This window comes from Rhodococcus sp. P1Y, assembly GCF_003641205.1.
Classification (GTDB): domain Bacteria; phylum Actinomycetota; class Actinomycetes; order Mycobacteriales; family Mycobacteriaceae; genus Rhodococcoides.
In genome coordinates, this window is the sequence record NZ_CP032762.1 from 674831 (window position 1) to 691538 (window position 16708).

A 16708-nucleotide genomic window follows, 5' to 3' on the forward strand; every position below is an offset into this window, starting at 1 on the left:
CTCCACACCGAGGGGATGCAATGCCCATTTCTGCCTGGCGGTTCTCGCACAACCGCGTCCTTCTGCTGATTCTGGCTGCCGTGGCCGTGCAGGCTGTCGTGCAAGGCATCATGTCGGGGAGGGTCAGCGCCTCCGAGAGCATGATCTTCTCGGCCATGGCGTTCGCCACCGCCGCCGCCGTGTTCGGCGTCATCGACAAACTGCGTCCGAGCGACGCCGGACCGGCGCCACGGGGGGCACGCGTGTCGATGATCTGGATGAACGTTGCTACGGCCACGACATTCCTCAGCTTCTACGTGTCGATCAGTCTCGTTCCCGCCTCGACGACGAGTTCGATCGAATCGGCACTCGGACCGGTGGCATTGATGGTGATCGCGCGCGTCGTGGCGGGACGTCGCAACTGGCACGGGCGGATCGAACTGATTCTGGTTGCAGTCATGGTGGGCTTCGGGCTTCTTCTTGCATACCGCACCTGGCAGTTGTCGGCCTCGAGCACCGGTTCCGTTCGGACAATTGCGGGACTGCTGCTGGCCGCTGTGGCGGGCAATGGCATGGCGGTGGTTGTATTGCTGTCGAAAGCGCTGGGCGACAGTGGAATCAGTCCGGTCTGGGTGACCGCTCACCGCTTCCATCTCACCTACGTTCTTGCGGCAGTGGCATGGCTGTTCGGTGGAACTCCGATGCCCGATGCCGGCGAGTTGACGACGCTGTTCGTGTTCGGTGGTCTCGCCGTCGTTGTTCCGCTATTCGTGCTGCAGGTCGGAGTCCAACGAGCGGAGCCGCTGCGGGCGATCGCCATCATCGCACTGTTACCCGGACTGACGTGGCTGACGCAGGTGGCTGCCGGACAACCGCCGGACTTGGTGTCGTTGGGACTGATCGTGGGTGTGGTGCTCGCTTCCGTGGCCTTCACCGCGCAGTCAGCGTCGAGGTCAGTCGTGGTTCCAGGCGTTCGCGACCTATGAGGTTCGGTCGACAGTTGACCGTGCCGGGGAGCTCGTGCGGACCTGCCCACGTCGAAGTCGGTCTTGTGAAGTGTCCAACCGCGCTGGACGCGTGATACAGCCCCAACGACTCGATAGACCGGGCACTATCCTTTACCATCACCCGGTGGGGGGAAACGAGGATCCGCGGGAGCGCCTTGCGCGTCTCGTCGTCGAACGTGTGCAGAGCGAGGGTGGGACCGACCCGCGGTTCGATCCGACGACTTTTGCAGTCAGGTACGGCCGCGATTCGGTCCTTCAGCTAGATCACCTATTCCATGACACCGCCGCTGCCTCCGATCTCGACCTGGAATCTCACGTCGCCCATTTCGTGTCCACGACGATGTCGTCCATCGAATGGCCAGGGAGCTGGAACGAGGCGCTTCCGCGACTGCGACCGGTATTGAAGCCGTCTACGTACACGCTCGGCTCACCGCCCGACCTACTGCTGTCCCGCCGCGTGTTCCCGCTCGTGGACGAACTCGTCGCGGTGGATCTGCCGACCCATCGCGACATCGTCTCGTGGGAAACGATCGACAAGTGGGGCGTCGACCCGGCAACGGTGTTCGCCGCCGCGCGCTCCAATCTTGCGACCATCACCCAGCACGCCGACCCGTCCAAGGGCCGCGCAACCCAACGGCTCGTCGATCGAGGTGGCCAGTACGTCACCTCGTGGCTCCTGGATCCAGGGTGGCTCGCGTCCCACCAGGGCCGATTCGGCTGTGCGCCAGTGGCATTCGTCCCGGATGTAGACACGCTATACGTCGTGCCGAGTGACGATCCCGACCTGCTGGCAAACCATTTCCGCAAGGTCGAAGAGCAGTACGCCCACACCTCGCGCTTTCTGTCGCCGCAGGCGTACACCGTCGACGACCGCGGCGCCGTCGTCACGTACGACTACGTCCAGCCGGAAGACACAGGAAGCGCACGCGCTCGCTGCGTCCACATCGCCAAGGAGTATGCAGCACAGTCGAGTTGGCTCATTCGCCAGTACGAGCTGGACGGTGTACGGTCCGAGGTCAGCACTGCAACCGTCAGAACGACGCCCTTCGGTCCACGAACCGTCACCATCTGGGACCATGACGTGGACTGCACTTTGCCGCAGACCGATCTCGTCGCATTCTGCCGTGACGGCTTCCCGCCGTTCTACGTCCAGTTCGAGGACGTTCTGTCCATCACCGGGATTCAGCCGGTTCGAGGACTCGACCCGGCTAGATTCCGGTTGCCCACCTGGCCACCGGAGGACCTCGTCGAGCGGCTTCGAGCCCACAGTATTCCGATCGAATGATCACGTCCCGGGGACGTACTCGTTGATCACGACGCCCGACTCGTAGGGCGTGCTCGCGACGAGATTCCATCGGCCGACCGAGTAGTCGCGCTCGGCGAAGATCTTCTTGCCCGATCCCAGCAGTATCGGGTTGACCTTGAATATCAGCCTGTCGATTTCTTCGACCATCGACGACGCCAGAATTCCACCCCCGGCGAGCCAGATCCCACTTCCGTCCTGTTGCTTCAACTCCCGCGCCACCTCGGCCGGGTCCCGATCCGTCAGGGTCAGCCCAGGTTCGACATCGGCACCGATGTGGCTGCGGGAGAACACATATTGCTTCAGATGACCGTAGTGCCCTCTGGGTGGGTGAGGACGGCCGATGTCGTACGTGTTCCACCCCATGAGGACCGTGTCGAAGCGAGTCAGCGGCGGGGTCAGTCCGGTCGCTTCGAGTCCGAGGGTCGGGATGGTGTCGGTGTACTCGGCGAGAATCATGTCGATGTGGTCGCCCGTCTGCGGGAACGCATCGAACGTGTCGTCCGGTGCTGCGATGTAGCCGTCGAGGCTTACAGCCACGTAGTAGACCAGTTCACGCATGCGGATCTCCATTCACGACGTTTGTAGTGGTTACATCGCAAGAGTACGACACTTGTCGTGGTTCGGCTAGTCTTTTCTCATGGCACGTAACCCGCAGCGACGCTCCGAGCTCGCCGACGCCGGCATACGCATCCTGGCCGCAGAAGGCGCGCGCGGGCTCACGCATCGTGCGATCGACGACGCAGCCGGTGTCCCGAAGGGCACCAGCTCCAACTACTTCCGATCACGTGAAGACATCGTCGCGGGCTTGATCGAACGTATCGGGGAGCGACTGGCGCCCGATCCAGAAGTCCACGCACCCCTGGCAGCGCAGACGCCGAGCCCAGAGCTGTTCGCGGAGTACACACGCGATATCGTCGCTCGTCTCCTCGGCAACCGCGACGTGACGCTTGCGCTGTTCGAACTACGGCTCGAGGCGTCGAGACGCCCGGAAATCAGGGACGCACTCGGCCGTTGGCAGCGGTCGAACTTCCGAGGCGATGTCGAGTTCAACCTGGCCGCAGGCCTACCCGGTGGATCGAAAGAGATCGCCCTGTTCCACTACGCGATCGACGGACTGCTGCTCGACCGGCTGACCTATCCCATCGACCCCGATACCTCGACCGACGACATCGTCGATTCGCTGGTCGCGGGGTTGCTGCGCTGACCCGCCCGTGAGTGCGTAATTACGTTCGGCGGTAACTACGCACGCACGAGCAGGTCAACGGTCGTGAGTGCGTAATTACGTTCGGCGGTAATTACGCACGCATGGGGGGCGAAGCCGCATCAGGCAAATTCCACTCCCTGGGCGAGCGGGAGATCGTTGGAGTAGTTGACCGTGTTGGTCGCACGCCGCATGTAGGACTTCCATGCGTCCGAACCGGATTCGCGTCCGCCGCCGGTTTCCTTCTCACCTCCGAAAGCGCCACCGATCTCTGCACCCGACGGACCGATGTTGACGTTCGCGATGCCGCAGTCGGACCCTGCGCCCGACAGGAACTTCTCGGCCTCACGCAGATCCGTGGTGAAGATCGACGACGAAAGTCCCTGTGGCACATCGTTGTGTAGCTCGATCGCCTCGTCGAGCGTGTCGTAGGTCAACACGTACAGGATTGGCGCGAAGGTCTCGTGCCTGACGATGTCGGTCTGGGCCGGCATCGTCACCACGGTGGGCTGCACGTAGTACGAGTACTCGCCGCCCACGTCGACGCGCTCACCGCCTGCCTTGATCACTCCGCCGTCCGACACCGCTGCGTCCAACGCCTTCTGGAAGCCCGCGAACGCGGGCGCGTCGATCAATGGCCCTACCAGGGTATCGGACTCCAAAGGTGAACCGATGGACAGCGATTCGTATGCCCTCGAGACGCGTTCCACAAGTTCGTCGGCAATCGACGAGTGCACGATGACACGCCTCAGCGACGTGCACCGCTGCCCCGCGGTACCGGCCGCCGAGAAGACTATGCCGCGGGTGGTCAGGTCGAGATCGGCCGACGGGGTCACGATGGCCGCATTGTTCCCGCCGAGTTCGAGGAGCACGCGCCCGAACCGCTCGGCAACCCGTGGAGCCACGGCCCGGCCCATCCGCGTCGAACCGGTCGCGGACAGAAGCGCCACACGGGAATCGTCGACGAGCGCTTCGCCTGCCACGCGGTCGCCGATGACAAGTTGGGCGACGGTGGGGTCCACGCCCGCCTTCGCTGCGGCACGCTCGAACAATGCCTGAACACCCAACGCCGTCAACGGAGTTTTCTCCGACGGCTTCCAGATGACGGTGTCGCCGGCGACCAGGGCGAGCACCGTGTTCCAGGACCACACGGCCACCGGGAAGTTGAAGGCGGTGATGACGCCGACGACCCCAAGCGGGTGCCACTGCTCCATCATTCGGTGACCAGGCCGCTCAGTGGCGATGGTGTTTCCGTACAACTGACGCGACAGCCCGACGCCGAAGTCGCAGATGTCGATCATCTCCTGCACCTCACCGAGGCCCTCGGACACGATCTTGCCTGCTTCGATGGAGACCAACGACCCGAGGTCGTCCTTGTGTTCGCGCAGCAGTTCACCCAGCTCACGGATCAACCCGCCTCGGACCGGTGCGGGAACCGTCGACCACTGTGCGAACGCGGTTCTCGCGGACGCGATAGTGGCATCCACGTCGGACACCGTCGCGGAGGCCAACGACGCCAGATTCCCACCGGTAATCGGTGAACGCGCCACGATCGGCAACCGCGACGGTGGTACATCGAGGTCGGCAGTCACCCCGAGCCTGGTCAGAATCGCGCGAGTCCGAACGCTGAGCTCGTCGTGGGTGACGGTCGAGGACATGTGCGTCCACCTTTCGTGTGCGGATCGTTACGTCGTGCGCATCGTTGCGTCGTGCAGGTCTTTGCGTCGTGCAGCTCTTTGCGGCCGATCCCAATCTAGTCTACGAACCGTTTGACAGGAATCTTTACGGTCATACGGGGTTGCATACGGAATATTTACGCGTATGTTGGCTTTCATGACGCAGGTATTGCACGCCCCCGTGGATCTGTCCGCCGTGGTTGATCCGAACCGCGCAGCCGATGTGCACGCCACCATCGGCCGACACATGCTCGCCGACGGATTCGAGATGGTGTTGGACCTGACGGCGTCACATGGTTCGACGCTCACCGATGCCAGGGACGGCACCGAGTACCTCGACCTGTTCACCTTCTTCGCCTCCAACGCGCTCGGTATGAACCATCCGGCGCTCACCCAGGACGAGGCGTTCAGATCCGACCTCCTCCAGGCCGCGATGAACAAGCCCAGCAATTCCGATATCTACACGTCGGCGATGGCGGACTTCGTCGACACGTTCGCCCGTGTTCTCGGCGACCCGCGTCTACCTCACCTCTTCTTCGTCGAGGGCGGGGCACTGGCCGTCGAGAATGCCCTGAAGGTCGCGTTCGACTGGAAGAGCCGGTGGAACGAAGCACACGGAATCGATCCTGCCCTCGGCACCCAGGTCATGCACTTGGAGCACGCTTTTCACGGGCGCTCGGGATACACGATGTCGCTGACCAACACCGACCCCAACAAGGTCGCACGGTTCCCCAAGTTCGACTGGCCACGCATTCCGTCTCCGTACATCCGTACGGGCGCCGACATGGACGCCCTCGAAGCCGACGCCTTGGCCGCGGCCCGACGGGCATTCGACGCCAACCCGAACGACATCGCCTGCGCCATAGTCGAACCCATTCAAGGCGAGGGCGGCGACAACCATTTCCGGCCGCAGTTTCTGCAGCAGCTGCGCGATCTGTGCCACGAGTACGACGCCTTGTTCGTCGTCGACGAGGTTCAGACCGGTGCTGGAATGACCGGGACCGCGTGGGCATTCCAGCAACTCGGCGTCGTACCCGACGTTCTTGCCTTCGGGAAGAAGGTGCAGGTCTGCGGCGTCATGGCAGGAGGACGCGTCGACGACATCGACGACAACGTCTTCCGCGTCTCCTCACGCATCAACTCGACGTGGGGCGGGAACCTCACCGACATGGTCCGTTCCCGTCGGATCCTCGAAGTGGTGGAGTCCGAAGGTTTGATCGACCGTGCTGGAGTCCTCGGCGCCCACCTTCTCGCCCGACTGCAGGACTTGGCCGCTCGGCACGGATGCGTCACCGAGGTTCGTGGCCGCGGCCTCATGTGCGCATTCACGATGCCCGACGCCGCATCCCGCGACCGACTCGTCGACGATCTCCGAGATACCGAGCATGTCCTTGCCCTCGGTTGCGGCGCCAGCGCCGTCCGCTTCCGGCCTGCGCTGACGATCAGTGCAGACGATCTGAACCGAGGCGTCGACGCGATCGAGAGGTCCCTCGATCGGCTGAGATGAACTGGGATGAGCTGGGATAAGCGCCTGTCAGCGCGGGTAGAAACCTTCAGCCCACGCCCGGCTCGCGGGCGGTTCGATTTTCTCGACCGGATCGCCGTCCTGAAAGAACGATCGATGAGCGATCAGTCCGGCGTCGACGGCTTCCTGCCACGCCGTCGTCGGCCCCTCGCCGTACCAGAGCCAGGGCATGATGTCGTCCATGACGACCACGGTCTCCGGGGTCGTCATGGGGCGCAGGTCCGCCAGATCGGCGCGTGCACCCTCGGGTGAGTGATCGCCGTCGACGAAGACGACATCGAAACGCAGATCCGGGTTCTGTTTCGCGAACTCGGTGATGGTGACGTGCGAATCGCCGCGAATTAGGTTGTGCCGCTCGGGAAACAACTCGTCGATGTGCTCCTTCGCCGCAGAACTGTAGGCGTAGCCGGCCAGATCGAAGGAGTACACGATCACCGACGGCGACCCGGACAAGAACGCCCAGCTCGAAAACCCTGCGTTGAACCCGACTTCACAGATCAGCCGGGTACCGGGTCGAGCAGCGAGGGACGACAGGTAGTCCATCTCCGCCCGATCCGCACCGTACTCGAACGGCTCCCCCGCGGTCACGGTCTCGTGCACCATCGCTTCGAGTTGTTCCAGCCCCATCGGCCCTCCAGAGTAGAAATCGGTTCGCTAGGCGTTACCCCGCCGCAAACCCAGTGAACCCTTGCACTGAAATCGAGGTGATCGAAACCGTTCGTTCCTCGGTGAACCTGCATCTAGTCTGACCGGGGTGATCGAAATGTAGGGGGAAGTCATGAAACGGACAGTCATTGCCTTGGCGTTGGGAATCGTCGCGGCGGCGGTGGCCGTACCGGCGCACGCTCAGCCGGACTTCTATGCCGAACCGCCGGTGGTGCCGAACATTCCGGGCACCGTCGTTGCTGCTCAACCGATTTCGTTCGTCGGACAGGTCGGTGAACTGCCTGGCACCGCTGAACGCGTCAAATACAGCTCGACGCTCGGTGACGGCACACCGGTCGCCGTCACGGGCACGTACCTCGAGCCGACGGTTCCGTACTTCGGTGGCCCCACGCCCACCGTCGTCATCGGGCCAGGCACCCAGGGCCAAGGTGACCAGTGCGCACCGTCGCGTCAGTTCCCCACCGGCGGCCAGCGGGATCCGTCGACGGGCAGTACCTCGATCAACTACGAAGGCGCATTCGCCGTCGCATTTCTGACCCAGGGCATCCGCGTGTTCGTCACCGACTACATCGGCCTCGGAACGCCCGGCGTCCACACCTACGTCAACCGCGTCGAAGAGGGACACGCGATGATCGACGGGGCCCGCGCCGCACTCGCCCGTGCGGGAGAACAGGGCCCGATCGCCTTCTGGGGGCATTCGCAAGGCGGCGGTGCAGCAGCGTCGGCGGCGGAGTTGGTGGGCGACTACGCACCCGAGCTGAACGTGGCGGGAACCTACGCGAGCGCACCACCTGCAGATCTCGATGCCGTTCTGCGTCACATCGACGGCACGGGGCTGACCGCGGCGATCGGGTTCGCGATCAATGGATTTGCCGCTCGCTACCCCGAATTGAAAGCAGTGGTCGACGAGGCGTCGAACGATCGCGGCAAGGAGGTGTTGCAGCGCGTGTCCACCCAATGCCTCATCGAAGCCCGGCGCGAGTTCGGCGGCTCGTCGACGGCGCAGTGGACCAAAGACGGCAGGCCACTGGCCGACGTGATCGGGGACAACCCCGTCGTACGAGAAGTATTCGACGACCAACGCATCGGTAATCTCACCCCGAGTGCGCCGGTGTTGGTGAACTCCGCGCGGAACGACGACTTCATACCGTTCGGACAATCCTCGCAGCTGGTCGCCGACTGGTGCGCGCGCGGCGCCGACGCCTCGCTCTACGTCAACGAACTGCCGACCGTTCCCGGCGGCTTCGGCATCAACCACCTGGCGCCAGCCGCGACCGACTTCGGCGTCGGACTGGCGTGGATCCGAGATCGGTTCGCGGGGGTTCCGACCACCTCGAATTGCGGTTAGCTCTCGTCGACGCCATCTGTTAAGTTCCCCATGCAAAAGACCGACCGGTCTTGACTTGGAGGAGTGCGTCGATGCCGTATCTCGGCTTGATCATCATGGTTCTGTGGGTGTTCTGCCTGATCGACGTGATCACGGCCGAGGACGGCGCTGTCCGTCACCTGCCGAAGATGATGTGGCTGCTGCTGGTCATCTTCATCCCCCTCGCCGGATCGATCGTGTGGCTGCTGGTAGGACGTCCCGTCGACGGCGGAATCTGGGGCGGCAGCGGCAGGCAGGGCAGCAACTCGGCCTTCCCCGAGTACGACGCCAAGCCCGGACGGGCTGTTGCGACCGATGCCGAGGCCGACGCCGAGTTCTTGCGTCAGTGCCGCGCCCGGGCCGAGGAACAGCGCCGAAGGGCGAGGGGCGACTAGCCCTATCCGCGCCTCGGCTTGTACGTCACCTGGGGATACGTACCGGTGTCGTCGAGTTCGACGACCGCATGGACGTTGTAGACATCGAGCACGAGCGCTTCGGTGATGACCTCGGTTGGCGTGCCGAGTGCGACGACGACGCCTGCTCTTAGCACCACGATCCGATCGCAGAACATCGCCGCGAGGTTCAGGTCGTGCAGCGCGATGAAGCTCGTCAGCGGTAGCTGCGACACCAAGTCGAGGATGTCCAGTTGATGCGCGATGTCGAGGTGGTTGGTCGGTTCGTCGAGTAGAAGTTCGCTCGGTTCCTGGGCCAACGCCCGCGCAATCTGAACTCGCTGCCGCTCTCCGCCGGAGAGCGTATGCCAGAGCCGCTGCGCTTTCGATGCCATCGCGGTGTCCTCGAGCGCGCGGGTGACGGCTCGGTCGTCGGCAGCGGTGTCACCCCCGAACATCCCCTGATGCGGAATTCGGCCGAGCCGCACGACATCGCGCACCGAGATGTCGACTTCGGTGTCCGAATGCTGGTCGACCATCGCCACGCGTCGCGCAATTTGCTTTCGGCGCATGTTCGACATCGCCGAGCCGTCGAGTGACACCGATCCCTCGTCCGGAGACACGATCCCTGCCAGAATTCGCAGAAGCGAGGACTTGCCCGACCCGTTGGGGCCGATGAGTCCGATGGTCTCGCCCTTCGCGGGCTCGAAGTCGACGCCACCGAGAATTGACTGGGAGCCGCGCGACCAGTGAATTCCCTTGGCCTGGATAGTCATGACGTCCTGAAGATCGTGGAGATCATCGTGTTCTCCGCATGCGAAAGAGGATCAGTGCGAACGCCGGAACGCCGATCAGAGCGGTCACCACGCCCACTGGGATTTCCTGCGGTTGGAATACCGTGCGGGCGATCGCGTCGACCCACACCAAGAAGATTGCGCCGACCAGAACTGTCGTCGGAAGTAGCCTTCGGTGGCGGGAGCCGACGAGAAAGCGTGCCGCGTGGGGTAATACGAGTCCGACGAATCCGATGGCGCCTGCAGCACTGACGAGTGTTGCGGTGATCAAGGCCGTGATCAGCAGAAGCAGAATGCGAATCCACTTCACCGAGACCCCGAGTGAGGCTGCAGCGTCGTTGCCGAACGTGAACGCGTCGAGCGCCGACGAGTACAGCAGGCACACCGCAATTCCGACTGCACAGATCGATCCGCACAGCACAACGTCGCCCCAGTCGGCTCCGCCGAGCGAACCCAGCAACCAGAACAACACCCCCCGTGTCTGTTCTGCGTCGGCCGACGAAATCACAATGAACGACGTCAACGCCGAAAACAGCTGTGTTCCTGCGACTCCCGCCAGAACTACGCGATCGGTGCCTCCCCCGGCACCGGCCGCGAGCAGCATCACCAGCACGAAGGAGAAGACTGCGCCGACGAATGCACCGGTCGACAGCGAATACATCCCGCTACCGATTCCCAACACTGCCACCGTCACAGCCCCCGTCGAGGCACCCGAGGAAATGCCGAGTACGAACGGATCCGCCAACGGATTGCGAAGAAGCGACTGCATGATCGCCCCGCACAGCGCGAGTCCCGCGCCACAGACGGCAGCGAGCAACGTACGCGGAAGCCGCAGCTCCCACACGATCCCGTCCTTGATTGGGCTGACACCCGAGTCTCCGAATCCCATGTGTTCGGCGACGATTCGGTAGACGTCCGCAATCGACAGATCTGCTGGTCCGATCGTGATGGCCAGTGCGATGGACAGCGTGAGCACGACGCTACCGATGACGAGCAGCGGCGCAAGAAGGCTGCCCCTCGTCGGCGCGGCCGTGCCGGTGCTCACTGCGCCAAGCCCCATTCCTGCAGCGCCGCTGCCACTTTCTCGACTCCGTCGACGGTCCTGATCGACGGATTCAGATCCGCGCCATTGACCACGATGTACCGCTTGTCGGTCACTGCAGGTAGGCGCTGGGTGACGGGGTTGTTCTCGAGGAACTCGATCTTCGAGTCGAGTGCGTCACCTGCCAGTGTCCGACGGCTCAGGTCGGCCAGGACGAAGGCTGTCGGATTGCGGTCCGCCACCGACTCCCAACTCACCTGCGGCCACTCGTCGGTGGTGTCGGAGTAGATGTTCTCCGCGCCCACCGAGTTCGTGATTATCCCCGAGGACCCGCAGCAGCCGGCCATGTACGGGGTGGCGGTATCGGCGAACCAGTAGACCAGCGAGGTTCCCGACGCTGTGACCGCCTGCGATGCCGTCTCGAACCGGCCCTGAAGTTCGGCGACGAACTGCTCGCCGCGGTCACGAACGTCGAAGATCGCCGCCAGGTCGCGAATCTCCTGGTAGACCGAATCGATCTGGAGGGGCTGGGTGCGGGCACCGTCGGAGTTGACGCTCTCGTCGGTCTTGCCGTTGCAGTCCGTCGGCGAGAGGTAGTTCGGGACGCCGAGTTGCTCGAACTGCCCGCGTTCGGCGACGCCTCCCGAGCCGAGGGTCCCGCCGAACGACGCGGACACGAAATCGGGCTCTGTATCGAGCACCACCTCGAGGGACGGTGCGTTGTCGGCCAGACGCGGCACTCTGTCGTTGTCCGACGCCAGGTTCTCGCGCACCGGATCGGTCCACGTCGCGGTCCCCACCATCCGGTCGGCCAGACCGAGACTGAGCAGGATCTCCGTCGAACCCTGGTTGAGCGACACCGCGCGCTGCGGCGGCGCGTCGACAACGACGTCCTGGCCGCAATTACTGATGGTCAGCGGGAAATTCGAGTTGGATACAGACGCCTCGGTGGTGGGTCCGTCGGAGTTCGACGAACAGCTGGTGAGTACCAGCGCAGCTGCGAGCACAGCAAAGGGAAGAGATGAGCGGGTGACCATCGGGTGGCGAAAACTTCCTACTAGGGGCTCGTTTCGCGGAGCCGCGGGATGTACGCAGCGATGTGCGAGCGATCGGACTTCCACCCCGTGTAGGAATGGTCACCGTTGCGCGTCAGTCCCGGAGTCGCACCGGGTTCTCTCGCCCATCACTTCGGTTCGCAGGAGCGATCCGAGGGTGAGACTATCCTGCCATCGATGTGTACAGTGACTCGACATGTACGCGAATCTTTCCGTAGCAGGATCATGGTGGTGGCGCTCGTAGGCGCCCACGCACCAAGTAGATCCATCCGTGGCCGCCTTTCGAGGTGGCCATTTTTCATGTCTCCGTCACCTCGGAAGTCGGTCTGAACAACCGAGAGGCTTTCGATGCACGAGTTCTTGAACCGAGTGGTCGGCGGCGCCGAGCCCTTTGCCATTCTCAGCCGCGAAGACGGCGTCGACGTGCTGGTCGGCGAGGTCGTCACCGTGGACACGCTGGCTGACATCCCGCTGGAGCAGGGCGAGGTTGTGCTGGCGCTTGTTCCGTTCCGTCAGATATCCGAGCGCGGTTTCGTCTGTCACGACGACGACGCGGGACTGCACTGCCTGGTGGTGCGTGAACGCGCACATCTGAGTGTTGACGACGTGCTCGAGGTTCTGGCCGTCCGCGATCTCGCGATGACCGGCGGCCGATTCGAACCCGAGGACGCCGCATACGCATCGATCGTGTCGCGAGTACTCGCCGACGAGATCGGGACTGGTGCAGGCGCGAACTTCGTCATTCGCCGCGACTTCCGAGCTCGACTGGACGACGCATCGGCCGATGGACTGGAGATCTTCCGTCGCCTGCTGCTCGGTGAATCCGGCTCGTATTGGACCTTTTACGTGTCGACACCATCGGTGACCCTCGTTGGCGCAACGCCCGAGCGTCACGTCGGGTTCGACGGCACCTCGGCCATCATGAACCCCATCAGCGGCACATACCGCCATCCCGTCGAGGGTCCCTCTGCGGCAGGTGTTCTCGACTTCCTGGCGGACGCCAAGGAGAATGCCGAACTGTTCATGGTCGTCGACGAAGAATTGAAGATGATGAGCCGCATCTGCGACCGAGGCGGACGCGTCATCGGGCCACGTCTGAAACAGATGGGACACCTGACGCATACCGAGTACATCCTCGTCGGCGAATGTGCTCTCGATCCACGGGACATCCTGCGCGAGACGATGTTCGCACCGACGGTCACAGGGTCGCCGATCGAGAACGCATCACGGGTGATCGCGCGCTACGAAGCGTCCGGGCGCGGGTACTACTCCGGTGTCCTCGCACTGTTCGACACGATCGACGGCGTGAGAACTGTCGATGCGCCGATCCTGATCAGAACTTGCGAAATCTCGCCCGACGGTGACCTGAAAATTTCTGCCGGCGCGACGTTGGTGCGCAATTCCGTTCCGGAACACGAGGTGGCAGAGACACGTTCGAAACTGGGAGGCGTGCTCGCCGCTCTAGGGGTCGAACCACCGCGTCCGCTCGCACGCGATGCCGTCCGACTGTCCACGGCGCCGGGAGTTTCCGAAGCGCTGCAGCGTAGGAACAGCATGCTCGCGTCGTTCTGGCTCGACAAGCAGGCTGTGGAACTACCGCCATGTGAGGGGCTGGACCTGCGACCTGTTGAGCTGGAAGGGAGGACGGCCACGGTGGTGGATTTCGAGGACCAGTGGACTGCCATGCTCGCGCATCAGCTCCGCCACCTGGGGATGACGGTATCTGTGGTGCGGTGGGAGGACTTCGTCTCCTCCGACGCCGATCTTCTCGTGTGCGGACCGGGCCCTGGGGACCCGCGTGAGGTTTCCGTTGCCAGGATCGCATCAGCGGAAACCGCTGTGCGCGAACGACTGACGAGCGGACAGCCACTGCTGGCCATCTGCCTCAGTCACCAGGTGCTCGCACGCGTACTCGGCTTGAACGTCGTCGCGCTCGACCGTCCGCAGCAGGGCGTCCAGAAGGTGGCCGACGTCTTCGGGGTGCCAAGAGCCGTAGGGTTCTACAACACGTTCGTTGCGCTCGACGGTCCTGCCGACCGTGCAGTCGGTGGTGTCGGTGGTGTCGGTGATGTCGGCGGTGTCGTCGAGGTTTCCGCGGACGGTTCGGAGGTCAACGCGCTGCGCGGTCGAGGTTTCGAGTCGATCCAGTTCCACCCCGAGTCCATCCTCTCTACCGAGGGAATAGACCTGCTCTCCGACCTCGTGCGAAGGTTGTTGATTTCGGCTGTCGCCGAGCGAGTGTGAGTCGGGGCCCGCAGCGGCACAGCGGCCGCCAGTGCACACTATCGGCCCTGATCGGCGGGTATCCGTCGGTTCGGGCCGATAGTGTGCAGCCAAGACCGCCGGCTCAGGCGACCTCGGCCAGAGCCGTCCGACGTTGCCCAGGGAAGCTGCCGCGCGCAAGCGCCACCGTCACCAGGGCCGACGCCACCAGCAATGCGGCCACCAGTGTCACCACGGCGATACTGCTTCGATCGACGATGACGCCTCCGACCAATGCACCCGACGCGATGGCGAGCTGGAAGGCGACGACGTAGATGGCCGACGCCCGATCCGGATCGGCGCGTGGCGTCGCGAGCACCGAGGACTGCAAGCACACGGGAACCGTCGTGAAGGCGAAGCCCCACAGCGCAATGCCCAGGATTGCCAGCACTGCAAGGGATCCCGGCGCCGACTGAACCGTCGTCCACAACAGCAGTAGAGCTGCGGTCACGGCGCTGAGTGCGCCGATTGTCGATCGGCGAGGCCACCTGTCGAACGTCTTGCCGACGACCCAGATGCCGACGACGCCGCTCAGCCCGTACAGCAGAAGCATGACCGTCAGGGTCGTCCCCATCGAACCGAGCCCGCGGTCGACGAGGAGGGAGAAGTAGGTGTACGCGATGAAGTGACCGAGTACCGCCAGGAAGGTCGCGACGCAGATCAGCACGAGCGACCGGTCGAGCGTCCCGTTCTTGGCGACGGGCTTCTTGTCTTCGGCGACCCTCATCACCGGCAATACGAAGTACAAGGTCACTGCGATGCCCGCCGACACAAGACCGATACATGCTGCGGCCGTGCGCCATCCAAGCCATTGACCCAACGCCGCCGACAGCGGATTGCCTGCGACCAGCGCCAGCGACGTTCCCGCATAGACCGTCGCGATTGCTTTGCCTTGTTTTCCCGGCGCCGCGAGAGACGCAGCGACCGGTGCGACGACTGCCCAGAAGACTCCATGGGTTGCCGCACAGATCATTCGAGCAACCACCAACATCGGGTACCCGACGGCGACGGCGGAGATCAGCTGGGATATCGCGAGTGCAGCTACCGTCACCACGACGACCCGCCTGCGGGGCCATCGATGCACGAACGTCATGAGCGGCATCGTCATCGCGGCCACGCCGTAGGCGTAGAAGGTGAGCAGAAGCCCGACGCTGGATTCGCTGACGCTCATGTCGGCGGATATTTCCGGCAAGAGGCCGACGGGCAGAGTCTCGGCCGTCACGTACGCGAAGGCCGCAGCAGCCAGCACGACGAGTCGGAGAGTGGTCGATCCGGGCGCTGTCGTTCCGAGCGTTGTTTGTCGCGGCACTTGTGTATCGTTACACATCTCCAACGGAGACGCTAGGCTGATGCGATGAACAGCCGCCCGACCATGGCCGATGTCGCTGCCGCAGCGGGCGTGTCCACGATGAGCGTCTCCTATACCTACAACCGGCCTTCTCGGGTCTCGGCGGCAACGCGAACGCGCGTTCACGCCGCTGCCGCGCAACTCGGTTTCACCGGTCCCCACCGCGCCGCACAATCGTTGCGCAGCGGAAAGACCAACAACCTGGGCGTCGTACTCACCGAGAAGTTGACGTACTCGTTCGAGAACCCTCAGGCCCGCGCGTTCCTGTCCGGCATAGCCGAAGCATGCCTCGACACCGATTCCGGTCTCGTTCTGCTACCCAATTCCCGCATCGGTGCCGACCTGAACCGAGTCAGGGACGCCCAGGTCGACGGTTTCGTGCTCTGGACGACGGTCGTCGACGACCCGATGCTCGAAGTCGCAGTCGGCACCGGAAAGCCCGTCTGCATTCAGGGTGGTCCGTCGTACCCAGGCGCTCGATTGGTCGGAATTAACGACGAAGAGGCCGCCTACGCGATCGGCACCGTAGGAGTGAAACAGTCGAAAAGGCCTGCAGTGCTGAGCTTTCCCCGCGATCGGGAGCGTGTCGTCGAGCGTGTTCTCGGGCCCGATCCCGATGACGCCACGTTCCCGGTTACTGCGGACCGACTGACTGGATACCGACGAGCGATGGCTGACGCAGGATTCGAATGGTCCGACGTCCCGGTATCGTTCGTCGCCACGAACTCACGGGCCGAGGGCCGAGTCGCGGCCACCCAGTTGATCGAGACCGGGGTCGACGCCATTCTGTGCACCAGCGACGACCTTGCGCTCGGCGTTCTCGACGTGGCGCCGGCCATGACCGTGACGGGGTGGGACGATTCCGATGAGGCGCGAGATGCAGGCCTCACGACGGTCGCACAATCCTTGTTCGACCAAGGCCGCGACGCTGCGCGATGGGTACTCGGGACCCTCGACGAAGTCCCGGCAGCCGACTGGTCACTGAAGCTCCGGAGTTCCACTCACTGACGATCACGTGGGTCTCCAACAGCTCCCAAAACAAGGTTTCTGCCCTGTTTCTAGCACTGAACCAAACCTTGGGGTTATTCT

15 protein-coding genes are annotated in these 16708 nt (G+C 63.7%); 8 read left to right on the forward strand and 7 right to left on the reverse strand.

Features of this window, described 5'->3' with window-relative positions; genetic code table 11:
- Window positions 1-20 precede the first annotated feature (20 nt).
- Both D8W71_RS03235 and D8W71_RS03240 read left to right on the forward strand, forming a co-directional pair.
- A complete protein-coding gene (locus tag D8W71_RS03235; RefSeq protein ID WP_121110956.1) occupies window positions 21-965 on the forward strand; it encodes a hypothetical protein in 945 nt (314 codons plus the stop codon).
- A 145-nt stretch (window positions 966-1110) separates the two neighbouring features.
- Window positions 1111-2271: a hypothetical protein gene (locus D8W71_RS03240; RefSeq protein WP_121110958.1), complete on the forward strand. Its 1161-nt coding sequence runs from the start codon at window positions 1111-1113 to the stop codon at window positions 2269-2271.
- Here the strand turns inward: D8W71_RS03240 and D8W71_RS03245 are convergent, their stop codons facing one another.
- On the reverse strand, window positions 2272-2850 hold the full coding sequence (locus D8W71_RS03245; RefSeq protein WP_121118483.1) for a dihydrofolate reductase family protein: 579 nt from the start codon (window positions 2848-2850) through the stop codon (window positions 2272-2274).
- Window positions 2851-2929: 79 nt separating this feature from the next.
- Here D8W71_RS03245 and D8W71_RS03250 point away from each other — a divergent pair, with 79 nt between their 5' ends.
- Window positions 2930-3496: a TetR/AcrR family transcriptional regulator gene (locus D8W71_RS03250; protein WP_121110960.1), complete on the forward strand. Its 567-nt coding sequence runs from the start codon at window positions 2930-2932 to the stop codon at window positions 3494-3496.
- Window positions 3497-3615: 119 nt separating this feature from the next.
- Here D8W71_RS03250 and amaB read toward each other — a convergent pair whose 3' ends face one another.
- Window positions 3616-5151, reverse strand: a complete 1536-nt coding sequence (amaB, locus tag D8W71_RS03255) for an L-piperidine-6-carboxylate dehydrogenase (protein ID WP_121110962.1) — start codon at window positions 5149-5151, stop codon at window positions 3616-3618.
- Between the two features lie 175 nt (window positions 5152-5326).
- Here amaB and lat point away from each other — a divergent pair, with 175 nt between their 5' ends.
- Window positions 5327-6676, forward strand: coding sequence for an L-lysine 6-transaminase (gene lat, locus D8W71_RS03260; protein WP_121118485.1), 1350 nt, complete (start codon window positions 5327-5329; stop codon window positions 6674-6676).
- 27 nt (window positions 6677-6703) lie between these two features.
- On the opposite strand, the gene D8W71_RS03265 is transcribed toward lat, so the two are convergent.
- Window positions 6704-7321, reverse strand: coding sequence for a class I SAM-dependent methyltransferase (locus D8W71_RS03265; RefSeq protein ID WP_121110964.1), 618 nt, complete (start codon window positions 7319-7321; stop codon window positions 6704-6706).
- A 151-nt stretch (window positions 7322-7472) separates the two neighbouring features.
- Between D8W71_RS03265 and D8W71_RS03270 the strand changes: the two genes are divergently transcribed.
- Window positions 7473-8708, forward strand: a complete 1236-nt coding sequence (locus D8W71_RS03270; RefSeq protein WP_121110966.1) for a lipase family protein — start codon at window positions 7473-7475, stop codon at window positions 8706-8708.
- Between the two features lie 71 nt (window positions 8709-8779).
- Entirely contained in the window at window positions 8780-9121 is a 342-nt protein-coding gene (locus D8W71_RS03275; RefSeq protein WP_121110968.1) for a PLD nuclease N-terminal domain-containing protein, read from the forward strand.
- 2 nt (window positions 9122-9123) lie between these two features.
- Here D8W71_RS03275 and D8W71_RS03280 read toward each other — a convergent pair whose 3' ends face one another.
- From D8W71_RS03280 to D8W71_RS03290, 3 genes are read right to left on the reverse strand one after another with little or no spacing between them, the layout of a single operon-like run.
- A complete protein-coding gene (locus tag D8W71_RS03280; protein ID WP_121110970.1) occupies window positions 9124-9894 on the reverse strand; it encodes an ABC transporter ATP-binding protein in 771 nt (256 codons plus the stop codon).
- Between the two features lie 22 nt (window positions 9895-9916).
- Window positions 9917-10972, reverse strand: a complete 1056-nt coding sequence (locus D8W71_RS03285) for a FecCD family ABC transporter permease (protein WP_121110972.1) — start codon at window positions 10970-10972, stop codon at window positions 9917-9919.
- Window positions 10954-11991 (reverse strand): ABC transporter substrate-binding protein, encoded by a 1038-nt coding sequence (locus D8W71_RS03290; protein WP_201265239.1) that lies wholly within the window; start codon window positions 11989-11991, stop codon window positions 10954-10956. Before D8W71_RS03290 ends, D8W71_RS03285 begins: the two co-directional genes overlap by 19 nt.
- Before the next feature lie 366 nt (window positions 11992-12357).
- Here D8W71_RS03290 and D8W71_RS03295 point away from each other — a divergent pair, with 366 nt between their 5' ends.
- Window positions 12358-14253, forward strand: a complete 1896-nt coding sequence (locus D8W71_RS03295; protein ID WP_121110974.1) for an anthranilate synthase family protein — start codon at window positions 12358-12360, stop codon at window positions 14251-14253.
- 103 nt (window positions 14254-14356) lie between these two features.
- On the opposite strand, the gene D8W71_RS03300 is transcribed toward D8W71_RS03295, so the two are convergent.
- Window positions 14357-15580 carry an MFS transporter gene (locus D8W71_RS03300; protein ID WP_236077685.1) on the reverse strand — a complete coding sequence of 408 codons (1224 nt, stop codon included), beginning with the start codon at window positions 15578-15580 and terminating at the stop codon, window positions 14357-14359.
- A gap of 45 nt (window positions 15581-15625) precedes the next feature.
- On the opposite strand from D8W71_RS03300, the gene D8W71_RS03305 reads away from it, so the two are divergent.
- Complete coding sequence (locus D8W71_RS03305) at window positions 15626-16627, forward strand: LacI family DNA-binding transcriptional regulator (RefSeq protein WP_121110978.1); 1002 nt, start codon at window positions 15626-15628, stop codon at window positions 16625-16627.
- Window positions 16628-16708 lie beyond the last annotated feature (81 nt).

Excerpts from the sequence above, each read along its gene's own strand:
- D8W71_RS03270 (WP_121110966.1), top strand. The coding sequence starts at position 7,473 with ATGAAACGGACAGTCATTGCCTTGGCGTTGGGAATCGTCGCGGCGGCG.
- amaB (WP_121110962.1), bottom strand. The coding sequence starts at position 5,151 with ATGTCCTCGACCGTCACCCACGACGAGCTCAGCGTTCGGACTCGCGCG.
- D8W71_RS03250 (WP_121110960.1), top strand. The coding sequence starts at position 2,930 with ATGGCACGTAACCCGCAGCGACGCTCCGAGCTCGCCGACGCCGGCATA.
- D8W71_RS03265 (WP_121110964.1), bottom strand. The coding sequence starts at position 7,321 with ATGGGGCTGGAACAACTCGAAGCGATGGTGCACGAGACCGTGACCGCG.
- D8W71_RS03295 (WP_121110974.1), top strand. The coding sequence starts at position 12,358 with ATGCACGAGTTCTTGAACCGAGTGGTCGGCGGCGCCGAGCCCTTTGCC.
- lat (WP_121118485.1), top strand. The coding sequence starts at position 5,327 with ATGACGCAGGTATTGCACGCCCCCGTGGATCTGTCCGCCGTGGTTGAT.
- D8W71_RS03290 (WP_201265239.1), bottom strand. The coding sequence starts at position 11,991 with ATGGTCACCCGCTCATCTCTTCCCTTTGCTGTGCTCGCAGCTGCGCTG.
- D8W71_RS03275 (WP_121110968.1), top strand. The coding sequence starts at position 8,780 with ATGCCGTATCTCGGCTTGATCATCATGGTTCTGTGGGTGTTCTGCCTG.
- D8W71_RS03245 (WP_121118483.1), bottom strand. The coding sequence starts at position 2,850 with ATGCGTGAACTGGTCTACTACGTGGCTGTAAGCCTCGACGGCTACATC.
- D8W71_RS03235 (WP_121110956.1), top strand. The coding sequence starts at position 21 with ATGCCCATTTCTGCCTGGCGGTTCTCGCACAACCGCGTCCTTCTGCTG.
- D8W71_RS03280 (WP_121110970.1), bottom strand. The coding sequence starts at position 9,894 with ATGACTATCCAGGCCAAGGGAATTCACTGGTCGCGCGGCTCCCAGTCA.
- D8W71_RS03305 (WP_121110978.1), top strand. The coding sequence starts at position 15,626 with ATGAACAGCCGCCCGACCATGGCCGATGTCGCTGCCGCAGCGGGCGTG.
- D8W71_RS03285 (WP_121110972.1), bottom strand. The coding sequence starts at position 10,972 with ATGGGGCTTGGCGCAGTGAGCACCGGCACGGCCGCGCCGACGAGGGGC.